The organism is Treponema sp. OMZ 840, assembly GCF_050937815.1.
Classification (GTDB): domain Bacteria; phylum Spirochaetota; class Spirochaetia; order Treponematales; family Treponemataceae; genus Treponema_C.
This window is the reverse complement of the sequence record NZ_JACDIJ010000005.1, coordinates 119,263-141,216: the sequence shown is the minus strand read 5'-3', so window position 1 is coordinate 141,216 and position 21,954 is coordinate 119,263. Positions and strand designations below refer to the sequence as shown.

Below are 21,954 nucleotides of genomic sequence, written 5' to 3'. Positions count from 1 at the left end.
GCTTTAATGCATTATAGTATATATTTTATTTTTTTGCTATACTGATTACATGAAAAAGATTGTGCGTATTTTAAACACCAAGGTACTTATTTTATGTGCTTTGTTTTCGATTTTGCAAATTATATTCGATTTTAGAATTACCCTTGATGTATGGGGTGTTTGTGCCTTTATATTAACCGCCGTTTTTACGATTTTTTTGGTACGTGAAACTTCTTTGTTTTTTAAGGGGCGGCATGTAAAGCGGTATTTTGTTATTCACAAGCTGTATCAATACCTCCCCTTTGTTTTGCTGGCGGGCTTTATTATCCGCCGTTCCGGCGATAAAACCGCATCTTTGTCCTACGATATTGTCGCCGTTATCGTATGGGCGGCCGCTTCGCTGTGTGTATTATGCTTGCTGTATTTTTTTAACCCCAAGCGCTTTTTTGTTCAAAATAAAGACTATGCCGATGAAGCTCTGTGTATGGGATTAACCGATAAAGCCGGAAAACTTGTACCGAAAAAGCGCCGCGGCATACAAAAAGTGCTTTTTGAAATTCTCGACTGGACGGATGCGATTGTGCAGGCAGTGTGTACGGTTGTACTTATCAATATCTTTATTTTTCAACTATACGTGATTCCTTCCGAATCCATGGTACCCGAATTTTTAATAGGCGATCGTGTTATCGGTTTTAAAACGGCTTCGGGGCCGCGTTTTCCGGTTTCCGACGCGGGTCTTCCCGTTATGCGTACATATAATCGCGGCGATATTGTCATTTTCCGCAATCCGCGCTATCCGCAGGATAATAAATCCGAAGTAAAAACTTTTTTGTCGCAGCTTGTTTTAATGTTTACGTTTACAAAGGTGAATTTGAATGTCGATGAAAACGGAAATATAAAAGCAGATCCCCTTGTTAAGCGTATTACCGGCGTTCCCGGAGAACAGCTTGTTATGCAAGACGGCGTATTGTACCGCCGCACTGCAAGCCAAAAGGAATTTACACCCGTTGAAGAAGAAAACCTTTGGGCGCAATGGAACAACGCAAGCCTTCCCGATCCTATCCGCAAAAAAGTACAATATATTCCTTTGACAAACGACCAGTACAAAGGCATGCTCGATATTGAAAAAACGCGGCGCGGCCTTGATTATAAAGAAGCCGCCCGTGAAGCGCATGAATTAAGCCGCCGTTTTAGCGAATATAAAAAACTTTTATCCGCTTTTTCTTTTTCGGCAACGCAAACTTCCGGCCTTGTACCCGAACATATGATGAATGCCCTTGCTTTTTTTAAGCAAAGCGATACCTTAATCCGCAAACTGCTTATGTTTTCCGGCGGCGAACTCTGGTTCGATGCATTTATGACCGATTGGGAAAAAGCTTTTGAAAAAGCCGCAGCCGAAGCGCAAAAAAACGGCGCGGCGGACAAACCCGTTTTAATCGGCGGCGATATCTATTCGGATGCAATGTTTCGCCAAAACCTCGTTATAAAGCTGAACTTCGGCCGTCTTGCAGTGCGCACTGCCGAACTTATACGGCAAGGTGTGAGCGCTTCCGAGCAAAACCGCGATCCCGAGCGGCTTCGTTTGTTAAACGATTTTCAAAACGCGGTGTTTTATCTTGTATCGATTAACGATATGCGCAATATGCCTGTTTTTCCCGCAAATACGGCCGAAGGAGAACCGTCTTATATTCCGCCGAACAACTTTTTTATGATGGGCGACAACCGCTTTAATTCTTTGGATATGCGCCACTTACTTGAATCGCGCAAAGTTCCTCTTACCGCCTTTGATTCTCATACTCTGTACTACGATTCGAATATGCAGCCGCAGTACGTTCCGCAAAAAAATATTTTGGGAACTCCTATATTGCGCTTTTTCCCGCCCAAACGTTTCGGCGTACCGGGAAAGATACGTAAGGGATAAACTCACAAGTATAAACGGATATAAAAACTCCTTTTTTACTTGTTTTTTGCGCCGTTTTTAACTATCTTTAATATAGATATGTTTCAAAACCGCTTGGTTTTCGGCTTTTCGCCGATTTAAAAATCAAGAATTGTGTGTATAGGAGTTTATATGGAAACGACCAATTCGCCCAAAAGGCGGAAAAAATTCAATGCGACGCCTGCAACCCTGTTTACAGCCGTAGCGGTTGCGCTCTTTATCGGTATTGCGGCGACGGGTTTTTACATCGTAGACGAAACGGAGCAGGCGGTTGTAACGCGCTTCGGGAAATACCATAAAACGCTTGATGCGGGCTTGCGTTTTAAAATTCCCTTCGGTATAGACAAAAATTACAATGTACCCGTAAAGGTTGTACAAACCGAGCAATTCGGTTTTACCACCCTTAAAGCAGGCCAAACAAATAAATACAAAAACGGCATTACAAAAGAATCCACTATGCTCACCGGAGATTTAAATATCGTCGATGTGGAATGGACGATTCAATACCGCATTGTAGACCCGGCAGCTTGGCTTTTTAACGTGCAGGAGCGCGTACAAACCATACGCGATATTTCCCAATCCGTTGTAAATACCCTTGTCGGCGACCGCACGATCTTAGGCGTTATGAGTTCCGAGCGTTCGGCCATCGAAGAATCGGCTATGACCTTGATGAACGATAACTTCAGTCAACTCGGCTTGGGTATAAAGGTATTGACCGTTAAACTGCAAAACATCGTACCGCCGGCCGGCGTTCAGGACGCCTTTGAAGACGTAAACCGTGCAAGCCAGGATGCCGAGCGTTATATAAGCGAAGGAAAAGAAGCTTACAAGCGCGAAATTCCCCTTGCAAAAGGAAAGGCCGACCAGCAAATTCAAATTGCCGAAGGTTATGCTGTAGAACGCATAAATCAAGCGCACGGAGATGTCGCCCGTTTTAATGCGGTGTATCAGGAATACCGTAAATCGCCTGCGGTTACAAAAGAGCGCTTGTATTTGGAAACCCTCGAACAGGTATTCAATGCAAACGACAAAACCCTGCTCATAGACGGCAAGCTGAACAACGTACTGCCTATAAAAAATCTTGATTTAAAGAAAGGAGGCAAAGAATGAAAACAAAACAAGCATATGCGGCACTGGGTGTCGTTGCGGTGATTGTCGCCGTCTTTTTAATGCTCGGCCCCTTGTATATTGTAAACGAGGGTACCCAAGCCGTTGTAACGCGGTTCGGCGAAATCGTCGATACGCATACGGAAGCCGGCTTATATGTAAAAGTTCCCTTTATAGATGTCGTAACCGTTTACCCCAAATTGATTTTATCGCTTGACGGGGACGCATACCGCATTCCCACAAAGGAAAATCAGTTTATTATCGTCGATACCACATCGCGCTGGCGCATTACCGACCCCAAGCGTTTTTATCAATCTTTAAAAACCTTAAGCGCAGCTTATAACCGCTTAAGCGACGTTATCGACTCGGCAACGCGGACGGTTATTACGCAAAACCCTTTAAGCGAAGTGGTACGCACATCGAATCAAATCAACGATAAAATACGCACGGGCTTAACCGAAAATACAAACAACGATTTTAACGTATCGCAAGTTCAAATCGAAACCCTCGTAAACGCGAATACCCTTGTCGAACAGGTAAGCAAGGGACGCCGTCAATTAAGTTTGGAAATGGCTGCCGAAGCGCGCAAAACGGTGGGCGAATACGGTATCGAATTGATAGACATTGTACCGCGCCAAATCAAATATTCTGACGAAATGACCGAAAGCGTGTACAACCGTATGATTACCGACCGCAAGCAGGTTGCCCAAGCATACCGCTCATGGGGCGAGGGCCAAAAAGCCGACTTACTCGGACGGCTCGAAAAAGACAAAAAAAGTATAGAGTCCGAAGCGTATCGCAGAGCGCAGGAAATTAAGGGAAATGCGGACGCTCAAGCGGCGCAAATCTATGCCCGCGCTTATGCAAAAGATCCCGAATTTTATGCGTTTTGGAAAAGCATGGAATCGTATAAAACCACCCTTCCCAACTTCGATGCGGCGTTCAGCACAAATATGGATTATTTTAAATATCTGTATGCGCCTTCGGGACGCTGAACGTATGGGATAAAACCTGATTTTTACTCGGCGGACTGTCAAAAAGCAAGCGGCTTTTAAGACGGCCGCCGCATTTTTATTGAAGGTTTAAAGTGAGCGTCTAAAATGGCGCCGCGCACTTTAATTTGAGTTTTGCCTTTTGAGAAAAAGGTAGCTCGGCAAAACTCCCGGTATTTACGGTGCTTTCTCACCTGCGTTACGAAAGCACGAATAAAACAGCTTCCAAAGCTCATACTTTGTTCAGCTGTTTTATTTTAAGGAACACTTTTTTTATCGGACGGCGGTTTACTGTGATAAATATAGACGATGTATTACGCATAAAAAATAATAGGCTCGAATTAAACAGCGGTTTAAGCGAACAGGAATTTGCACGCTCGCGTTTGGCGCAGTATATGAGCGAAGAAGGCCTTTTGTGCAAACCTCTTTCAGGCACTTCAAAAAAAAATGCCCCTTGTCCGGCAGACTCTCAAGGCGGTGCCTCTTTTACAATCGAAGCATTCCGCTTTACGCAAACGCATGTAAAAGACGGTGCCGTTGTTTTGTCCGCTCCCGCTTTTAAAGGCAGGCCGCTTTTATCGTTTATACAAACTGCGATGAGCGCACCCGCCGAAAACTCTTCTGTCGCGCAAAAAAAAGCCGCGCTCGAAGCCCTCGATGCCGCATATTGCGCCGTGCGGATGCTTAGCGAGGATACGGAGGCTCAAAAAACCGCACAAGATAAAACCGCACAAAAACTGCATAACTGCGGCCCCTTAAGCATTTTATACGGCGAAGACGGTTCGGTGTTGTTTTTACCGCCTTCTCTTTTTGAGCGCAGTATGCTTGCCCGCTCAGGGAAAGAACGCGCCTTTTTGTACGGCTTTTGGGTGCGCGGCGGTACAAGCGAAAAAGAAAGTTTTACCTTTAGCTTCGGCTCCTGCCTTTATGCGGTGCTTACGGGAAGAGTACCGTTCCCCGCCGCAGACGATGAAGCGCGTATCGCAGACTACACGGACGACAATTTTATTCCGCTTTCCCTTCTTTTTCCCTACATTGCCGACAATGACGAAGGACGCGCCTTTGCCGCCCTTATTCAAGCTATAGATTCGGCTCTTGTTTCTCCGCAAGCACAGCGTACAAGCATTCAAATAAAACGGCAAAAAAGCACAGCGTTTCCGTCTATGATTGTAAACGAAGGAGCTTTTACACAAAATCCTCTTACGCCCCTGCAGATTCCGCAGCATGATGACGGACGGCAACAAGAAGGGCGGCAAGAGCCGAAGGCGGCACAACCGGCTGCACACGCAGCCGAAGACAAAGCACTTTTTTCGTTTATAAATGCACAGCAAAAACGCATAGGCAAGCGGCGCTTTATGCGTAAACACGGAACGAAGCTTGCCTTCACCGCCGCAGTCGTCGTCATTATCTGTGCCGCAGCATTCAGTATCGTTAAAGCAAATATGCAGCGCCCGACGACAAAGGGTATGACTCCCCTTGAGGTTGTACATACCTTTTATACGGCCCTGCACGAATTGGATACAATCGTTTTGGACGGCTGCGGCGACAAAAAGGCAATCAAAGCCTATTCGAATACGGCGGCAAGTTTATTCGTTATGGGCAAAGTGCGCCAAGCATACGAAAAAACGCCCGACTTTTTGCCGCCCGAACAATGGCTTTTTTCGTATAATCCTTTGGAAACATGGATATTCGGCTTAACGCGGCTTTCCGTGAACGCTTTAGAAAATACGAGTTTTACCGATTCGGTATCGGCGCAAAAAGGCGACAGTGTACGGTTAAAAGCCGAGTTTTTTATGCTTGCAAACGAAGGCCCCGAACACTACGCGGTAAGCCGCCGCAGCGACGAACTGACTCTTACCTTTAATAAGATGTGGCGCATAACGGCATTAAAATCCTCACAAAAAGAAATTGCCGCAGACGATGAAGCGTTCAGGCGCGATATAGCCGAAGTTTTGGAAACGGCACAAAAAGCCCCACAGGAAGCCTTCGCCGAAAATCTTATTCGGGAAATCGGACACCTTTACGGCCGCTACCCCTGGCTTCCCGACGAAGCGGCGCTGCGGCACGGCGTGGAAAAAATTCCCGAATACTGCCGCTTCCGTTAATAAGGTTGCTGTCCCGTTTCTTCAGTCCTATATATCTTGTACAAAAAATATAGGGCGATTTTTCCGGTTATCCTCTATACTGCTATCTGTAGGAGGAAACAAATGCCGTATAATGACAATTGGGACGAGATACTTGACATCTACGTAAAAAAAATTACCGCACCCGACGGCCGCGACACCTTTGAAAGTACAACAACCTTGGTTTCCGATATTATAAACATAGCCGAATTAAAATCATCGGATATGGTAATCGATATCGGATCCGGCTGGGGAAATATCACAATACCCGTATCGCAAAAAGTATTTCATATAACGGGAATAGAACCGAATAAAAAAAATATTGGTGAAGCTGAAAAAAAAACACAAAATTTAAAGATAAAAAACGTACGGTACATACGGGGTTCTTTTGAAAAACCAAACTGTAATATACGAGCCGATAAGATTATCAGTTCGCTGGTTTTTCATCAAATCATATACGGAAAAAGAAAAAATACACTCCGAAAAAAAATCGTTTTTACAGCGAAAGCGACTTGGAAAAAAATCTCGGCGCTTTAAATATGAAAATTACAAAAAAGAAATTATATACTCCCTTTTTCGGTATAGCGGTTATTGAGCATATCGTATAGCCGCCTGCCTTTTACTCCGCCGCTTTTCCGCCGCGCTTGCCGTTGAGATTTTTTATCCCGCTTCACGAAAGCCCTTTTTTGTGCTAAACTATGGATAGTGGGGTGAGGTAAAAAACAACCGACTTTTTAGACACTGCAACAGCCGTGTGCTGCGGCCGGTTTGGGTTTAGGAGAGCTGTATATGGAATTGTATGAAAAATGCGCCGCTTTTGCCGGCCGTCACGGTATAAGTATAAACGGACCCGATATAGGCGGCGTTATAGATGCTTTACTGTACGATATGCGGCTCGGTTTAAAAGAGCTGAACGAAAAAAACGGTGAGTCCGGAAAGATGACCGCGGCGCAGGAAATGATTCCCACTTGGACGACTCCGCCGCAGCACAAGCCCGTAAACGAAAATGTTATTGTCATAGATGCCGGCGGAACGAATTTCCGTACTTGTTTGGTATCCTTTGACGCAAGCGGCGCACCGTCGATAAGCGCATTGGAAAAATCTTCTATGCCCGGTACGGAACGCGAATACTCGAAAAACGAGTTTTTCGATACCATCGCTTCAAAATTGGATTATCTGAAAAACAAAGCGTCAAAAATAGGTTTTTGTTTTTCTTATGCAATGAAAATCACGCCGGATAACGACGGGCAGGTTATCAGATTTTCAAAAGAAATAAGGGCAAAAGAAGTGGTTGGCTCCTTTGTCGGCGCTTCGTTGTCGGACGCACTCGTAAAGCGCGGATGGGAGCGTCCCGAAAAAATTGTTTTGCTCAATGATACGGCAGCCGCTTTGTTAGCCGGAGCGTCGCACTATGAAAACGGAAGACGTTACAGTTCTTATGCGGGCCTTATTTTAGGTACGGGCTTAAACACCGCCTATATAGAATATGAAGCCATAGATAAAATCCGCGGTATGCACGGCGATATTCCGTCAAGTCAAATTATCGTCTGCGAATCGGGAATGTTCGATAAAATTGCCCGCAGCGATTTTGACATTGCCTTCGATAAAACAACCCAAACGCCCGGCCGCTATATTATCGAAAAAATGTGTTCGGGGGCCTATTTGGGAGCGGTTGTTTTTTATGCGGTAAAAGAAGCGTGCTGCGAAGGCTTGTTTTCAGCGCATGCCGCCGAAGCTTTGTCGGCTTTAAAAGAATTCACCCTTTACGATATGGACCGGTTTTTGTATACGCCGTATCGAAGCGATACTCTTTTGGGTGCGGCTTTGTCCGGTTCAAGTCAAAACGATTACGATACTCTATATTTTATTTTGGATATGTTTGTGGAACGCTGTGCGCGCTTAACCGCCGCTTTAATTGCAGCTGCGGTTATTAAAACGGGCAAGGGTAAAAATCCTTCAATGCCGGTAAGTGTTTTATGCGAAGGAACGACTTTTTATAAAACTCACAATTTGCGTTCGCGTATTCTCGGATATTTACATGAAGAATTGATGTACAAGCGCCGTATTTATTACGAAATTCGAACGCTTGATAATGCCATTGTATTAGGAGCGGCTGTTGCGGCTTTATCGGTATAAGTTTTTTTTATCCGTGCCGATACTGTTGTTTTGTGTGTTTACACTGTATGCACAAAGACCGGCCGGCCGAATATCGGTTTTTAAAAAGCTTTCGGTAATTCAAACCGAATACTTCGATTTTATTTTTTCGGAAGAATCGGCTCTTTCCGCCCGCCGTCTTGCCTCCTGTGCCGACACCCTGTATCGCAAAGCCGCCGCTCATCTTCAATTTCAAAAAGCATTACATATTCCGGTTGTAATTACGCGCGATACCGACGTTTTTAACGCTTATTATACGGCCTTTCCGTATAACCGCATTGTTTTATTCGATTCGGTTCCTCCCTCATCATTTTCGGTTTTTTCGGATTCTCTTGTTTCCGTTTTTTATCATGAGCTTGTACACGCTTTAACCTTTAATATCCGCTCGCCCTTGTGGGATTCTCTTTCTTCCGTTTTTGCCGATGCGCTCAGCCCTTCTTTTATGCTGAATTTTCCTCCTTCGTTTACCGAAGGCGCGGCCGTTTTTTTTGAAAGCATGGACACTCAGGGAAGATTGAATGACAGTTACAGTATGCATGTACTGCGTCAAGCAAAGATAGAAAACAAATTTCCCGATTGGAGATCGGTAACCGGAGCATACGGATCTTATACCGACGGTTCTTTACCCTATATTTTCGGCGCGGCCTTTACCGACTATATTCAAAAAAAATACGGCATGCATACATATGCCGAATTATGGAAACAGGGCGGCAGGGTACATTTTTTTAACTTGTCGGCAGGTATTTTTAAAAAGGTATACGGCATTTCTCTCAGCCAAGCATGGAACGGCTTCGAAAGTTCAGTTTATATTCCTCCCTACGAACAAGCTCCGGAATCCTTATTCGATGATATTACAGCCGAATATAAAAACGCACAAAAGGGTTTTCGCCTCTATGCCAATCTTACATCATCGCCTTCCGGGCTTGCATGGTACGATTATGCGTCCTCTTCGGTTATGTTTTTGCCGGCGAAAACCCGCACTCCGCTTTTTATCTGCCGTTCCGATTTGTCTAACCGCCTTGTTTTTTCCCGCTCCGGCACTTTTTTACTTTTGTCCGGTTTACGCGGCACCGAAAAAGCGCGCCGAACACTGAGCGTGTACGATACGCAAAAAAAACGCTTTGTTTTGCATACGGACGCTCCGGATCAGGCAAGCCTCATCGAACACAAGGGAAAAACGCTGCTTGCCGGTACGGAACGCCGGGGAACGTCGTATTCGCTTGTACTTTATGATTTTGATGAGCTGTGCGGCGCAGCCAAAACTGGAAAAATAAATCCCGTAAAACGTATAAACTTTACACAGGGAGTTTTTCCCCTTGAATCTGCGGATATAGGAGAGGGGCGGATTTTATGTTTATTGGAACATAGGGCTGCGCCCTCTGGTAAACTTGTATGCTCGCTTTTTGTATACGATACCGAAAACGAAACGATGTGTACCTATGACTTTGCGGCTCCGGACGAAAATAGAGATGAAAACGGATGTGATATAAACCCCGTTTTATGTTCCCCCTCCGTGCATGACGGCGTTTTATATTTTTCATGCGCGCTTAATGCCCGTTTTCAACCCGTTTTGGCACGCCTTGATTTAAAAAGCCTTGTGTGCGCAAGCGGCGGCGTTTTAGAAGTACAGCGCACACAGTATTCGGGAGGAGTGTTTTGGCCTGCCGCCTTTGAAGACGGTATTGCTCTTATATCGCGGTTTTATGAGCACCGGCATTTGTCGATTATGCATGATTTCGGCGATTATTACAGCCTTCCTTTAAAATCTTGCGGACAAAATTATATCGCTGGAGAACCGATAAAAACGGATATAAAAATGGAACTGCCGGTAACTGCGGAAGTTAAACCCTATCGGCCTTTAAAATATATGAAAAGAGGCGTTTTAATTCCGCTTGTCGGTTTTTTAAATATCGATTCGTTTACTCCCTATGTTCCGGCAGACATTCCGTTGGGAGTATCGGCCCTAACCGGAGATCCGGTCGAACATTTTTTATTTATAGCAGGTTTGGGAATCGACGCGCATACACATAATTTTAATGCAAACGCCTCTCTTGCCTTTGCCGACTATCCTGCGGAAATTGAAGCCGGTTTTTATACCGAAGCGGGAATAAAAACCGGCTTGCAGCGCGCCGTTTTTCGTATGCATACGGATTTTGAAATTCCTCTTGTATCGAATTTTGCGGCTTTATATGCGGCAAATACGGCTTTTTTTACATACAATGCCGCTTCGCACAGCGACAATGTACCGTACAAAGATGACGGCTATTCGTTAACGGATCGCGTGCAGCTCGGTTTAAAATATACCCGGCGTACCGGAACCGGCGCGTATGAGTATATCGGCTTTAACTCGAACGTACAGGTTTTTATAAAAAAGAATTGGGATATATCGGGGCGGCCGGAACCGGCGTTTCGGGTTATACACCGCTTTAAAAACGGTTTTCATATGCCCTTTTTACTGCCTTTTAAAAATCCCCGCCGTTTTACATTAAACCTTCCCTTTTCGGGTGCGGTTTCGGCATATATAAATGCCCAAGAAAAGTGGGGCATTGAAAGCCGGTTTATTCTTTTTGCCTATGATATCCAAAAACCGTTGACCTTTATGCCGATTTTTTTTAGACGTATTTGTGTAGACGGCGGGGCGGATGCCGTTTTTTTGCGCGGCGGAACCACCGTTTTTACGGTACACGGAAGTTTGTTTTCCACCCTTTCGTTTAATTCCGGTTCGGCCGCCTCTTATCCGATTGATGCGGGCATTACCCTGTTGTGGAAACCCTTTGAAATTCCCAAACATCAATTTAAATTGATGTTTAAATTTATGCTTTGAAGTTTTTTTTGCCGAAGATATATACAGATTGACTTATCATGTAGTATAATAACTATATACGGCTGAAAATACTGCTGTTTTACAGTATGCACAGCGGGAACAAACAGGAGGCGGCTTTGGCGAGGGGAGCTACTATCGGAAAAACCATAGCATTGCTTATTTTGGTTCTTATCTTGATTTTAGGCGGGATGCTGTGGTTTGATTATTTGGGTGTCATAAATGCAAAAAAAATGTTTGCACCGCTGTATCGGCTGATGGGCTTGCAAGTACAAACCTCCGAAACAAACGCACATGCGGACACCGATCTTATAGCAAATTTGGATGAAGACCGGCTTGCCAAGCGTTTGGAATCGCTTAACATATATGCCGAAGAACTCAATAAACGTGAGCAGGATATTGCCGCACAAGAGGCGGAAAACAGCCAAATAGCGCAAAAATTGGAAGAAATGCGTCTTGCCTTGGAAGAACGCGAAAAAACATTTAACAATGAAGTAAAAAAGTACGATGATAGAAATGTAAACATCGAACAAAACGCAAAAAACCTAAACAGTATGCGGCCGTCCGACGCCGTGGAAATACTGAATGCGATGGATGATCAGGACGTAATCGATACGCTGCGTAAGGTGGAAGAAATGGCGCAAGCTGCCGGAAAACTTTCGCAAGTATCAAACTGGCTGTCTATGATGCCGCCCGACAGGGTTGCCTTGCTCCAGCGTAAAATGACGAATAAGCCCGTGTCAATACAATAGTCCGATGTTTACATCGGAGGTATGCCCATGCAGGCATTATATACTCACCTTGAAGGTCCCCGTATACGGGTACCTCCCGGAAGATTTTCGGTTCAGGGATTGAACGCTTCCTTTCAAGGTGAATCTTCTTTTGAAAAGCTTTTAAAACAAAGCGGTTTTTCACAGGATTTAAAAGCCAAGGAAGGCCCTCCTGAAACCGGCAGCCCGAAGGCTGCGGAATCAGATGTCCGTACGGCCGGCAAAAACGAAGCTGTGCGGAACTCAGTACACGAAACCGGCTCGCCGCCGCCCGGAGCAGGTGAAAAAGGCGCAGGCGAAACGTCCGCACCCGAAAAAGGCGCTCAAGCCGAACAAGCAATGAAGCCCGAAGATTCGGATACAAAGGCTAAAGCGGCCGGAAAAAAAGACTTTGAAAAAACCGAAACTGCGGTTTTTTCGCCCGATGAAAAGGGGCTTAGCGAAGGTACGATTGACGGGCCTGCGATTGACGAAAAAGCCGTTGCGTTTACCGGCTTTGAAAACCTTGAAGGCGGTTGCAAAACGGGGGCGGAATGTGCCCTAAAAGAAGTTTCGGAAAAATCGAATGCAGCGCAAACGCTTGTGCCCTCCGATACCGAAAACGATGCGGACGCCGAAAGCAAAAATGCTTTGTTTGCTTTGCCGCCGTATGCGTCCGCCGAAACGGCAAGCGCAAAGCCCAAACCCAAAGCCGCCCGACACACAAAGGCCGCCTTCGGCGAAGAGGTTTCGCTTAACCGGGTATCCGACATTGAACATACCGGCGGTGCGGAAATGCGCCTGCCCGAAATCCCTGCGATTTCGGTCCGCGACGAACGTACCCAAGCGCCGGTTGTAAAGGAAAAAAAGCACAACTTTGCGGACAATCTGCGGTATGACGGCAAGGGAAACGTTCACGCCGATGTTTTTTTTAACACATCGGAAGAGCCGAACAATGCGGTACCTTCAGCTTTTTTTACAAAAGAGGCTTCGGTTTCCGCGCAGGGCTCCGAACAAGTTCAAAACCGTTTTGCTTCGCTGTTGTCGTCCGAAATACGCAATAATGCCGCAGACTTGGTAAAAGCCGGTTCGATTATCTTGCAGGACGGAAATAAGGGAACGATAAACTTGATTTTGCATCCCGAAGAGCTGGGAAACGTTAAGATACGTTTACAATTTTCCGACAATATATTGACGGGACGTATAACGGTTGCCAGCGAAGAAGCGTACAATGCCTTTAAGTCGAATATAACGGCATTAACCGAAGCTTTTTCGTCGAACGGTTTCGATACCGCCGGCTTTGATTTAAGCTGGTCGGGACAAGACGGACGAAATACGGACGGACGCCAAACGGACGGACACAATTGCGCGGCCAATCCCTTCGGCATACGTTATGACGAGCAAACGGCTTTTATCGTAGAAGATGCGGCAGCCGCTTCGGAAGCGCTGCTTGATTCGCGTCCTTACATAAACCTGATAGCCTAAACGTGAGGAGTTGTTTATGGAAATAAACACAAAAATGAATGCAGCTGATGTCGCGAAAACGCAAATGCAAGTCGACAGCTTTAACAAAAGTCTTGCGGTAAACGGACGTACCTCAAGTCAGCAATTAGGCAAGGATGATTTTTTAAAACTGCTTATAACGCAGCTTTCGCACCAAGACCCGCTGTCGCCGATGGAAAACACCGAATTTATTGCACAAATGGCGCAGTTTTCGTCGCTGGAGCAAATTACGAATATGAGTTCGGGTTTTAACCGCTTGGCTTCAATGTTAACCAATTCGGAGGCGGTTAGTATAGTCGGAAAAACCGTAGATGTGGCAACCGAAAACGGGCTTATCAAGGGAACGGCAGAAGCCGCTTCGCGCGGTGAAAATCCGCACGTTGTCGTAAACGGCACTCCCTATGAGATGAAACAAATCGAACGCATTTATGCACATTAAGAGGAACTACTGATATGATGAGATCACTTTATTCCGGCGTATCCGGAATGCAAAACCACCAAACCCGCTTGGACGTCATCGGTAACAACGTCGCCAACGTAAACACCACCGGCTTTAAAAAAGGCCGCGTCAATTTTCACGATATGATTTCTCAGCAGCTTTCGGGTGCCGCAAAACCCACCACCGAAGTCGGCGGTATAAATCCCAAAGAAGTCGGCTTGGGCGTTATGGTCGCTTCAATAGACACGATTTTTACACAGGGCAATTTACAGTCTACGGGAGTCGGCACCGATGTCGCCATCCAAGGCAACGGCTTTTTTGTCTTAAAGGACGGAGAAGAAACCTTTTACACCCGTGCCGGAGCTTTCGGTATCGACCGTGACGGTACCCTGGTGAATCCCGCCGACGGTTTACGTGTGCAGGGATGGATGGCGCGCGAATTAAACGGCGAAATGGTTATCAACACCGCGGGCAATACCGAAGATTTGATTATTCCCGTGGGAACAAAGGACCCTGCAAAGGCGACGGAAAACGTCAACTTTGCCTGTAACTTAAATAAAAACACGCCCGAAATTCTTGAAGGCGCCACTGCCCGCGATATTGCAAAGGGAACATGGGCGACCGAATTTAAAATTTACGACAGTTTCGGCAATGCCCATAACTTGGCCGTATCTTTTGCCCGTGTTGCCGGCACTCCCAACCAGTGGCTTGCAACCGTAGATGTAGATCCGGACAATGCCGATTTTACGCAAACAAGGGTCGGTTTGGGAACGACGGACGGTATGGGCAATACTTTTTTGGTAAACTTCGACAATACGGGAACCTTGCTGTCGGTCAGCGATACGGTGGGTAATGTAACGAATCCCGGCGGAGAAATTATTTTGCAAACATCGTTTACCGTACCCGAATCGAACCCCGATGCGGACGGAAACCCTTTGCGCCAAACTTTAAACATCAATTTGGGTACCATCGGAAGTCAAAAAAATACGATTACCCAAAGCGCGTCCGAAAGCAGCACAAAGGCCTTTTTCCAAGACGGCTACACAATGGGCTATTTGGATAACTTTAAAATAGACCAAAGCGGTGTGATTACCGGCGTGTATTCAAACGGTACGAACCGCGCTATCGGTCAAATAGCCCTTGCTTCGTTTACAAATCAGGGCGGTCTTGAAAAAACGGGAAGCAATACCTATGTGCAGTCGAACAACTCCGGCTTGGCAAATATCGGCACTTCGGGCATTGCAGGAAAGGGCAGCCTTTTGGCAGGTACCTTGGAAATGTCGAACGTCGATTTAACCGAACAGTTTACCGATATGATTGTAACCCAGCGCGGTTTTCAGGCAAACTCAAAGTCCATTCAAACCGCCGACACCCTGCTTGAAACGGTATTGTCCTTAAAGCGCTAAGCTGAAGACTGAACCGGAGCTAAAATAGGTTTTAGAGATTAAATGCAAAGAGCCGACGGGTTTTCCGCCGGCTCTTTTTTTGTGTGCGGTGGGCACGGATACATAACTGTCCTGTATCATAACTGAAAATCACCGCTTTTAAAGCGGGGCAGAATTTTTCCCCTCCCGTTTTATCCCTTGCCAATACCGCTTGTCCCGTGCTATACTTATGCACATGAAGGCTGCACGGCGTATTAACTTCTGCGCATTTTTACAAAAAAAGTGCATTTTCCCGCAAAAAACGCTTGACACAAAAAGAGCGCGCCGTATAATGCCCTTCGATACCCGATACCCGATACCCGATACCCGATACCCGATACCCGATACCCGATACCCGATACCCGATACCCGATACCCGATACCCGATACCCGATACCCGATACCCGATACCTGCGCGTCAGTGCGCTGCGCGCACTGACGCGCGACGAGTTTGCGGTTCCGCAAACTCGCAGGGCATACGGCTTTTTAACTTATATTCCCGAAGATGTTTATCTTTTTCTAAAAGCCCGCTGAGCCGCTCGCTTTTATGCAGAACATACAGCTTTTATAACTTATATTCCCGAAGATATTTATTTTTCTCTAAGAGCTCGCTGCAAACGGTGCGTCAGTGCACTGCACATTTCGCACGCGAAACTTGGTTATATAAGGCTTTTCCGAACATCGTGCACGTGTGCAATACAAATAGCATTGCACACGTGCATATCGAGTTTTGCAAAGCAAAACTCGCATAAAAGTCGGCTTTAAGTTCGCAATTCTTCAGAATTGCTCACACTTAAAGATAACATCGAACATACCGTTTCAAAACCGAACCTCCTGTTCGGTTTTGAATCTCGGTTTCAGGCAAGCCCGAAACCGACTATTTACGGCTTTACCGTACTTCCTGTACGGTAAAGATAGCATTGCATATACAGCTGTCAGCTGTATCGGCCGGGTTCTTAGGGGCGGTGAGCCCCTAAGCGGTATTTGGAAGATAGGATAGGGGCGCAAAATCACACATCCGTGTGCGATTTTGCGCTGCACGTTTCGCGTGCGAAACGTGTTTATATAAAGCTTTTCCGGCATCCGTGCCGGAAGCGTAAATCAAGGAAAGAAACTTTTGTCCGAAAAAGTGTCTTTCCTTCCCTAACCTTAGGAGGATTGTTGAAGCTCACGGCTTAAATAGCGCCGCTCGCTTCAACTTCGAGTTTGTTTCAAAACCGAACCTCCTGTTCGGTTTTGAATCCCGGTTTCGGGCTTTGCCGAAACCGATTACTAACGGTTTTCCCGGCATCCGTGCCGGGACTATGGAAAGAGATTTTCCGCTTTTTTAGGAGGAAATTATGCTAAAGTATTGCCTACGTGAGAATTTACTCACGGCAAAACCTGACGACTTTATGGCGCAGGTTACCGACAGTCAGGTATTCACCCTTGACGACATTATCGAGCGCATGGTAAAGCGCGGTACCACCGTTACCCGCACCGACCTTGCCGCCCTTATGCAGCTGTACACGCAGGAGTGTACCTATATTGTCGAAGAAGGCGGCACCTTAAACACGCCGCTTATCAACACAAGCTACAGCATTTCGGGCGTATTCGACGGGGCGGACGACGGCTTTGATGCAAAACGCCACGCCCTGCACCTTAACATCACGGCGGGTACGGGAGGCATAAAATCGGACGTCGTGTCCGATTTTATGCAACGAGTTTGCCGTAGGCAAACTCGCGGTATCTACGGCTGTTCCGGCATCCATGCCGGGACTATGAAGGGGAGGAGAGAATACAGCGGCATTAGATGAAACAGGCGGTGAGGCATGGGCACCGCGCAAAAAATCTGCACAAGCGAAGCGCGGAAGCCTTTTTGCGTGTGCCCAATGCCTCGATACTATTCATCTTATGGAAATACTCGGCAGCCGTCTGAAGTTCGACCCGAAGGATGAAGAACAGGGCGTGTTCGCCGTAACGGGTGCAAAGACCGTGCGCTGCACATCGGTGGTGGAAAACAAACCCGCACGCCTTATCGTCATACTCGACCCGACCGTAGAAGCGGGAGATTTTACTCTGGAGGTGCGGACAAAGGTAGTCGGCAACGGCAGTAAAAAATCCAAGACAATAAAAAAGGGCTATTACCTCAAAAGCCTCAAAGCAATCGTATAACAAACAAGTCGGAGTCCCCGACCGCATAAGGTCGGGGTCTCCGACCACGTAAGGTCGGTCTGTCCGCCTGCATAAGGTCGGGGTCTCCGACTACATAGGGGCGAAAAATCGGACATCCGTGTGCGATTTTGCGCTACACGTTTCGCGTGCGAAACGTGTTTATATAAAGCTCTTCCGGCATCCGTGCCGGGACTATGAAGGGGATGAGAGAATACAACGGCATTAGATGAAACAGGCGGTGAGGCATGGGCACCGCGCAAAAAATCTGCACAAGCGAAGCGCGGAAGCCTTTTTGCGTGTGCCCAATGCCTCGATACTATTCATTTTTATGAACGCCGTGCTCTCTCCCCCTAATCAACAAAAAAGCCGGCGGGCATAAACGCAGAGGAGTTGTGTAATGAAACAAAGCAAAACACGCAAAAAGACCTGTGTCTTTTTAAAGCGTGCAGTACACTTTACTGCATTGGTAGCGGCGGCGGGACTGCTGACGGGACTGTTTACCGGCTGCCCGCAAAAGATAGACGGCGGGCCGTCGTCGGGAGGGGGAGCGCAAAGCGGGCCGGATCCAAACTTAAGAATTGAGGGTACCGTACTTATGGGCTATAATGAGATTCCTGCAGGGGTGCTGAACATTCCCGCAGGCGTTACCGAAATAGCCGGCTCTGCCTTTGAGAACTGTACAAGTTTGACAAGTGTGAACTTTCCTTCAAGTCTTAAAAAGATAGGCGGCTCTGCTTTTTACGGCTGTACGGGCTTGACAAGTTTGGCTTTACCTGCAAGCCTTGAGCACATCGGCTCTCAGGCTTTTGGCGGTTGTACCGAAATTGCGGGGACGGTGAGTATACCTGCACACCTTAAAACAATCGGCTATGCTGCTTTTAGCGGCTGTAAAAAGGTAAGCGGTTTTGATTTTTCTTCTTGTACGCAGCTTACCTCAATAGGAGACCGTGCTTTTTCCGGCTGTACGGCGGCAACGTACAAGGTTAAATCGGGCAGTTCGATACGGAATTTATTGCTTAACAGCCAAAGCGGTATTACGCTAAGCCAAATTATCGAGGAGTAGTAAAAACGGTATACCGGGTATCGGTTGGAGTTTCCCCGCACAGGATGCGGCTGCACAGGGTGCGGGGAAGGGGAGAATTATAATGACGGCTTATTGCCGAAAGGAAGGATAAAATGCATGAAGTGAAAAAAGAAAGTGATATTAAAACGTGTCTGGATGAATTTTATGACAAAATAAAAGAGGATCCTCAGCACCGGTTCAGGTCGTGGGAGCATTGTTACAAATATTTTCAAAGTATAGAAAAGCCGGGTTTTGACGAAGAAAAAGCGGCGCTGCACCTGGCCTTTTTTCTTGCAAGCTGGGGAATGTACCGAGGTTCAAGTTCGGTTTTATGGAAGGATTATACAATCCACAAACCGGCTATACAATATCTGTTCGATTCAAAAGATAGGATACAAAAAATACGCAGCCTTAAAGACTCGTATCGCAAAGACGAAAAAGCCCAAGCTGAAGATATACGTACAATCATAGAGGAAGTAAAAGCAGTTCAAAATCTGTATACCGAAAATCTTAAAACTTCTGTAATTAAGGGAAAGGAACGTAAAGAATTTGTGTCGGTAATGTTTGTATCGAAGCTGCTTCTTGCAACCTATGCCTGTATTCCCGCCTTTGACTCCTTTGTCTGTAAAAGTATGGGCAGGTCATCTTCCTCACAGATAAACGAAAACACACTGCGATATGTATATAACTTTGCCTCCTTAAACGAAAAGGACTTGCTTGCAAAAAAAGAACGCATAGAAAAAGAATGCGGCTGCGAACAGCCTATGATGAAGCTGGTTGATGCCTATCTTTGGATTAAGGGACAAAAAGCGAAGGAAAAATCATAAAGGGGAACCGACAATGAAAAAAGAATATGCAACACAAAAAATAAAACCGGTGTTGTTTGCAGCCGTTTTTATACTTATTGTTGTGCTGCTGCTTTCGGCCTGTCCGAATGCTGCCGGAACAAATCCGAGTACTCAAGGTTTAATCATTGAGGGTACCGTCCTTAAGGGATATAGGGGAGAAAAACCTACAGGCGTATTGGAAATCCCCGACGGTATTACCGAAATAGCTAAAGACGCCTTAGCAGTGCACGGGTTTGACTCAAGTAAAGTTTCCTGCAAGCCTTACTGCAATAAGAGAAACTGCCTTTATAGGCTGTATGGGATTGACCGAATTGAACTTGCCTGTAAAGCTTACAACCGTAGAAAACTATGCTTTTTACGGCTGTAAAAACAGTATACCGGGTATGGGTTATAACGCTTCGATTTCTTCAACGGACAAACCTGATATTGTACAAATATCATTAATCGGATAATTCATTCCTTTCATCAGTTTTGCCGTTTCAAGTTTAGTTTGATGGGCACCCTCGGAAAAGCCCTCCCGTCTGCCGTAATAGCGGGCATCCATTTCAAAGCCGGAGATAAAGCGGTATTCGCTTCTTGCCTGTTCCGTGTTTTTTACTTTCTCTATCATCTTTTCTATCCTCCCTGTAAACTCTGTGGTAACTTTACCGGTTTTAACGTATTCCAAAAAGCCGCTTAAGTTTTTATCTTTAGCTTTTCTAAAGGCATTTGCATTGATTATAATCTTTTTTGTACCGTCTTGTAAGAGCGTTTGTTTATCTTCGAGGCAGATGTTTTCAAATGTATAAAGGGGCATATTTTTTCCAACCGAATCAAAAAGGCATAAAAAGATTATATAGCTGTCGTTAAGCTCACTGTAATGTTCTCCCTTGTCTAAAAATAAAATATCGATTGCGGCTTGGTAATAGCGCATACGTTTAGGGAGATTATGCTCGTTGACCGCTTGCATCTCAATGTCATACGTTTTACCGTTTTCGTCTTTTACAAGAATGTCTAGGCGAATTGATTTTGCTTCAGCACCTGTAAATATTGCATTTTGCGATGACAGTTCTGTAATTTTCCCGATTTGACCTGCCAGAGTCATTTCAAGAAAAGTTTTGCAGACTTCCTCATCCTGCATAACCTTGCAAAACATAAAATCATCCGCAATGGTCAGTTCATCAAAACTTTTGCGCATTTTGAACCTTCCTTATACAAAGTATAACACGAAAATGGAAAATCTCCAACTGTTAAACTTATGAATTGTTCAAGATGTGAAACAGCGGTGAAGGCGCGGATGCTGCCTTTTGTTGTGCTGAATGAACTTATAGGATTACCATTAAGCTCCGAGGACTTTCGGCGCTTTTGCCTTATCGCAGCATACTGTCTTTTATAAGGGTGCGGGCATGCGATACCAGCGTGTTCATTTGTTCGCCGGAGTAGGGGATTATGTCGTTATAAGACGGGTCCAAGCAGTTTTCGGGCAAAAAGGGTGCAAAGCGCCAGCGCGCGTCTTGGGGCAAAAGGGCGGCCATATCTGTAATGTCGTCTTTTTGCACAAGGGGCGGCACCAATACGGTTCTGAATTCGCGGTTTTCGCACGAAAAAAAACGGCAGGCAATGTCTATGCTTTGTAAAAGCCTGTGCGAGGCGGGGTTTGTTTTGTTTGTGTAAAGGGGCGAATGCTGCGGTACAAGAAGGTTGTAGCGGTCGGCGGACGTTTTAAGATCGATGGCGATAAAGTCGGGACAGGTATCGTCTTTTGCGCAAAGCCGTTCAAGCTCTTGCGGATGCATACCGTTTGTATCGAGCTTTACCGCATAGCCGAGTTTTTTTACTTTTTGTATAAGGGCGGGAATTTCCGCATGAATAAGCGGTTCGCCGCCTGAAATAACAAAGCCGGAAAGTACATTCCGGCGTTTTGTCAAGTGTTCGAAAACCTGCGTTTCCGTAACGCTTTCTTCCGCTTTTAAGCGGTTAAAAACGGAGTCCGCATTGTAACAATACGGACAACGCAAACTGCACCCGGTTAAAAACCATGCACAGGCGACTTTCCCCGGATAATCTATGAGGCTTGTTTTTATTAAAGCGCCTGAAAGCATGATTTTATAAGCGGTTTTAAGCTACATGTACCGCCGCGGGGTTAAGTATAGCTTCAAGCTCGGCTACGCTGTGCGCCCGTGCGATTTCTTCGCGGTTTTCGTTAAATAAAATAACCGTAGGAGCGGAAAGCACAGCGCATTGCGAAGCTTTGTGCAACCCTGCTTCCGTATCCACATTTATATAACTTCCTTCTAAAGAAAGATTTTCCAAATATTTTTTTACGGGCGGACAATTCGGACATGTCGCCTTTCCGAAAAATTCATAGGAAAAAACCGCCTGTGCATGAACTGCGGCAGTGCGGGTTTCCGAAGCGAAGGGTGTATCCTGTTCGGCGGTAAAAACACCGGCGGCGCAGGAAGGAACGGTTTCGTATACAAATTGTTTGCGGTGGTTGTATTCGTCGCGTTTTCCCTTGTTCCAATTGCGCACGGAACGGTAATAACCTACAATCCGTGAATACACTTCGGTTTCGGTTCCCCGAACTTCGGCAAGCTCCTTTTGTATATGAGCTATATCGGCATCGATTTCCGCTATAGTTCTTTTTTCATTCATTATAAAAATCCTCCCATTCTTATTA

Annotated in this window: 19 protein-coding genes; 16 read left to right on the top strand and 3 right to left on the bottom strand. The window is 45.9% G+C overall.

The window, feature by feature from the left end:
* Nucleotides 1-49 precede the first annotated feature (49 nt).
* The 16 genes from lepB to H0R92_RS08775 all read left to right on the top strand — a co-directional run bounded on the left by lepB (nucleotide 50) and on the right by H0R92_RS08775 (nucleotide 19,747).
* On the top strand, nucleotides 50-1,900 hold the full coding sequence (lepB, locus tag H0R92_RS08850) for a signal peptidase I (RefSeq protein WP_432963382.1): 1,851 nt from the start codon (nucleotides 50-52) through the stop codon (nucleotides 1,898-1,900).
* Between the two features lie 150 nt (nucleotides 1,901-2,050).
* Nucleotides 2,051-3,028, top strand: a complete 978-nt coding sequence (hflK, locus tag H0R92_RS08845; protein ID WP_432963379.1) for an FtsH protease activity modulator HflK — start codon at nucleotides 2,051-2,053, stop codon at nucleotides 3,026-3,028.
* On the top strand, nucleotides 3,025-4,020 hold the full coding sequence (hflC, locus tag H0R92_RS08840) for a protease modulator HflC (protein ID WP_432963376.1): 996 nt from the start codon (nucleotides 3,025-3,027) through the stop codon (nucleotides 4,018-4,020). The genes hflK and hflC overlap by 4 nt, the downstream gene beginning before the upstream one ends.
* Before the next feature lie 290 nt (nucleotides 4,021-4,310).
* A complete protein-coding gene (locus tag H0R92_RS08835; protein WP_432963373.1) occupies nucleotides 4,311-6,122 on the top strand; it encodes a hypothetical protein in 1,812 nt (603 codons plus the stop codon).
* A gap of 102 nt (nucleotides 6,123-6,224) precedes the next feature.
* Nucleotides 6,225-6,677 carry a class I SAM-dependent methyltransferase gene (locus tag H0R92_RS08830; RefSeq protein ID WP_432963370.1) on the top strand — a complete coding sequence of 151 codons (453 nt, stop codon included), beginning with the start codon at nucleotides 6,225-6,227 and terminating at the stop codon, nucleotides 6,675-6,677.
* Nucleotides 6,678-6,929: 252 nt separating this feature from the next.
* Nucleotides 6,930-8,276 carry a hexokinase gene (locus H0R92_RS08825; RefSeq protein ID WP_432963367.1) on the top strand — a complete coding sequence of 449 codons (1,347 nt, stop codon included), beginning with the start codon at nucleotides 6,930-6,932 and terminating at the stop codon, nucleotides 8,274-8,276.
* Between the two features lie 34 nt (nucleotides 8,277-8,310).
* Nucleotides 8,311-11,118: a hypothetical protein gene (locus H0R92_RS08820; protein ID WP_432963364.1), complete on the top strand. Its 2,808-nt coding sequence runs from the start codon at nucleotides 8,311-8,313 to the stop codon at nucleotides 11,116-11,118.
* Nucleotides 11,119-11,234: 116 nt separating this feature from the next.
* Nucleotides 11,235-11,867 (top strand): periplasmic-type flagellar collar protein FlbB, encoded by a 633-nt coding sequence (locus H0R92_RS08815; RefSeq protein ID WP_432963361.1) that lies wholly within the window; start codon nucleotides 11,235-11,237, stop codon nucleotides 11,865-11,867.
* A 27-nt stretch (nucleotides 11,868-11,894) separates the two neighbouring features.
* Nucleotides 11,895-13,349, top strand: a complete 1,455-nt coding sequence (locus H0R92_RS08810) for a flagellar hook-length control protein FliK (RefSeq protein WP_432963358.1) — start codon at nucleotides 11,895-11,897, stop codon at nucleotides 13,347-13,349.
* A gap of 16 nt (nucleotides 13,350-13,365) precedes the next feature.
* Complete coding sequence (flgD, locus tag H0R92_RS08805) at nucleotides 13,366-13,806, top strand: flagellar hook assembly protein FlgD (protein WP_432963355.1); 441 nt, start codon at nucleotides 13,366-13,368, stop codon at nucleotides 13,804-13,806.
* Nucleotides 13,807-13,820: 14 nt separating this feature from the next.
* Nucleotides 13,821-15,212 carry a flagellar hook protein FlgE gene (flgE, locus tag H0R92_RS08800; protein ID WP_432963352.1) on the top strand — a complete coding sequence of 464 codons (1,392 nt, stop codon included), beginning with the start codon at nucleotides 13,821-13,823 and terminating at the stop codon, nucleotides 15,210-15,212.
* Nucleotides 15,213-16,570: 1,358 nt separating this feature from the next.
* Nucleotides 16,571-17,026: a DNA-binding domain-containing protein gene (locus tag H0R92_RS08795; protein ID WP_432963349.1), complete on the top strand. Its 456-nt coding sequence runs from the start codon at nucleotides 16,571-16,573 to the stop codon at nucleotides 17,024-17,026.
* A gap of 97 nt (nucleotides 17,027-17,123) precedes the next feature.
* A complete protein-coding gene (locus tag H0R92_RS08790; RefSeq protein WP_432963346.1) occupies nucleotides 17,124-17,384 on the top strand; it encodes a DUF4469 domain-containing protein in 261 nt (86 codons plus the stop codon).
* A gap of 397 nt (nucleotides 17,385-17,781) precedes the next feature.
* A complete protein-coding gene (locus tag H0R92_RS08785) occupies nucleotides 17,782-18,447 on the top strand; it encodes a leucine-rich repeat domain-containing protein (RefSeq protein WP_432963343.1) in 666 nt (221 codons plus the stop codon).
* Nucleotides 18,448-18,560: 113 nt separating this feature from the next.
* Complete coding sequence (locus H0R92_RS08780) at nucleotides 18,561-19,274, top strand: hypothetical protein (protein ID WP_432963340.1); 714 nt, start codon at nucleotides 18,561-18,563, stop codon at nucleotides 19,272-19,274.
* 254 nt (nucleotides 19,275-19,528) lie between these two features.
* Nucleotides 19,529-19,747, top strand: coding sequence for a leucine-rich repeat protein (locus tag H0R92_RS08775; RefSeq protein ID WP_432963337.1), 219 nt, complete (start codon nucleotides 19,529-19,531; stop codon nucleotides 19,745-19,747).
* Here the strand turns inward: H0R92_RS08775 and H0R92_RS08770 are convergent.
* The 3 genes from H0R92_RS08770 to nrdD form a co-directional block, all read right to left on the bottom strand.
* A complete protein-coding gene (locus H0R92_RS08770; RefSeq protein ID WP_432963334.1) occupies nucleotides 19,684-20,472 on the bottom strand; it encodes an Rpn family recombination-promoting nuclease/putative transposase in 789 nt (262 codons plus the stop codon). The two genes, H0R92_RS08775 and H0R92_RS08770, sit on opposite strands and share 64 nt — an antisense overlap.
* A 172-nt stretch (nucleotides 20,473-20,644) precedes the next feature.
* Complete coding sequence (locus H0R92_RS08765; protein WP_432963331.1) at nucleotides 20,645-21,376, bottom strand: anaerobic ribonucleoside-triphosphate reductase activating protein; 732 nt, start codon at nucleotides 21,374-21,376, stop codon at nucleotides 20,645-20,647.
* Nucleotides 21,377-21,392: 16 nt separating this feature from the next.
* On the bottom strand, nucleotides 21,393-21,929 hold the full coding sequence (nrdD, locus tag H0R92_RS08760; RefSeq protein ID WP_432963328.1) for an anaerobic ribonucleoside-triphosphate reductase: 537 nt from the start codon (nucleotides 21,927-21,929) through the stop codon (nucleotides 21,393-21,395).
* Nucleotides 21,930-21,954: the final 25 nt, after the last annotated feature.

What these genes read in the sequence shown, in the direction of transcription:
- lepB (WP_432963382.1), top strand. Translation starts at nt 50, where the DNA reads ATGAAAAAGATTGTGCGTATTTTAAACACCAAGGTACTTATTTTATGT.
- hflK (WP_432963379.1), top strand. Translation starts at nt 2,051, where the DNA reads ATGGAAACGACCAATTCGCCCAAAAGGCGGAAAAAATTCAATGCGACG.
- hflC (WP_432963376.1), top strand. Translation starts at nt 3,025, where the DNA reads ATGAAAACAAAACAAGCATATGCGGCACTGGGTGTCGTTGCGGTGATT.
- H0R92_RS08830 (WP_432963370.1), top strand. Translation starts at nt 6,225, where the DNA reads ATGCCGTATAATGACAATTGGGACGAGATACTTGACATCTACGTAAAA.
- H0R92_RS08825 (WP_432963367.1), top strand. Translation starts at nt 6,930, where the DNA reads ATGGAATTGTATGAAAAATGCGCCGCTTTTGCCGGCCGTCACGGTATA.
- H0R92_RS08810 (WP_432963358.1), top strand. Translation starts at nt 11,895, where the DNA reads ATGCAGGCATTATATACTCACCTTGAAGGTCCCCGTATACGGGTACCT.
- flgD (WP_432963355.1), top strand. Translation starts at nt 13,366, where the DNA reads ATGGAAATAAACACAAAAATGAATGCAGCTGATGTCGCGAAAACGCAA.
- flgE (WP_432963352.1), top strand. Translation starts at nt 13,821, where the DNA reads ATGATGAGATCACTTTATTCCGGCGTATCCGGAATGCAAAACCACCAA.
- H0R92_RS08795 (WP_432963349.1), top strand. Translation starts at nt 16,571, where the DNA reads ATGCTAAAGTATTGCCTACGTGAGAATTTACTCACGGCAAAACCTGAC.
- H0R92_RS08790 (WP_432963346.1), top strand. Translation starts at nt 17,124, where the DNA reads ATGGAAATACTCGGCAGCCGTCTGAAGTTCGACCCGAAGGATGAAGAA.
- H0R92_RS08785 (WP_432963343.1), top strand. Translation starts at nt 17,782, where the DNA reads ATGAAACAAAGCAAAACACGCAAAAAGACCTGTGTCTTTTTAAAGCGT.
- H0R92_RS08780 (WP_432963340.1), top strand. Translation starts at nt 18,561, where the DNA reads ATGCATGAAGTGAAAAAAGAAAGTGATATTAAAACGTGTCTGGATGAA.
- H0R92_RS08770 (WP_432963334.1), bottom strand. Translation starts at nt 20,472, where the DNA reads ATGCGCAAAAGTTTTGATGAACTGACCATTGCGGATGATTTTATGTTT.
- H0R92_RS08765 (WP_432963331.1), bottom strand. Translation starts at nt 21,376, where the DNA reads ATGCTTTCAGGCGCTTTAATAAAAACAAGCCTCATAGATTATCCGGGG.
- nrdD (WP_432963328.1), bottom strand. Translation starts at nt 21,929, where the DNA reads ATGAATGAAAAAAGAACTATAGCGGAAATCGATGCCGATATAGCTCAT.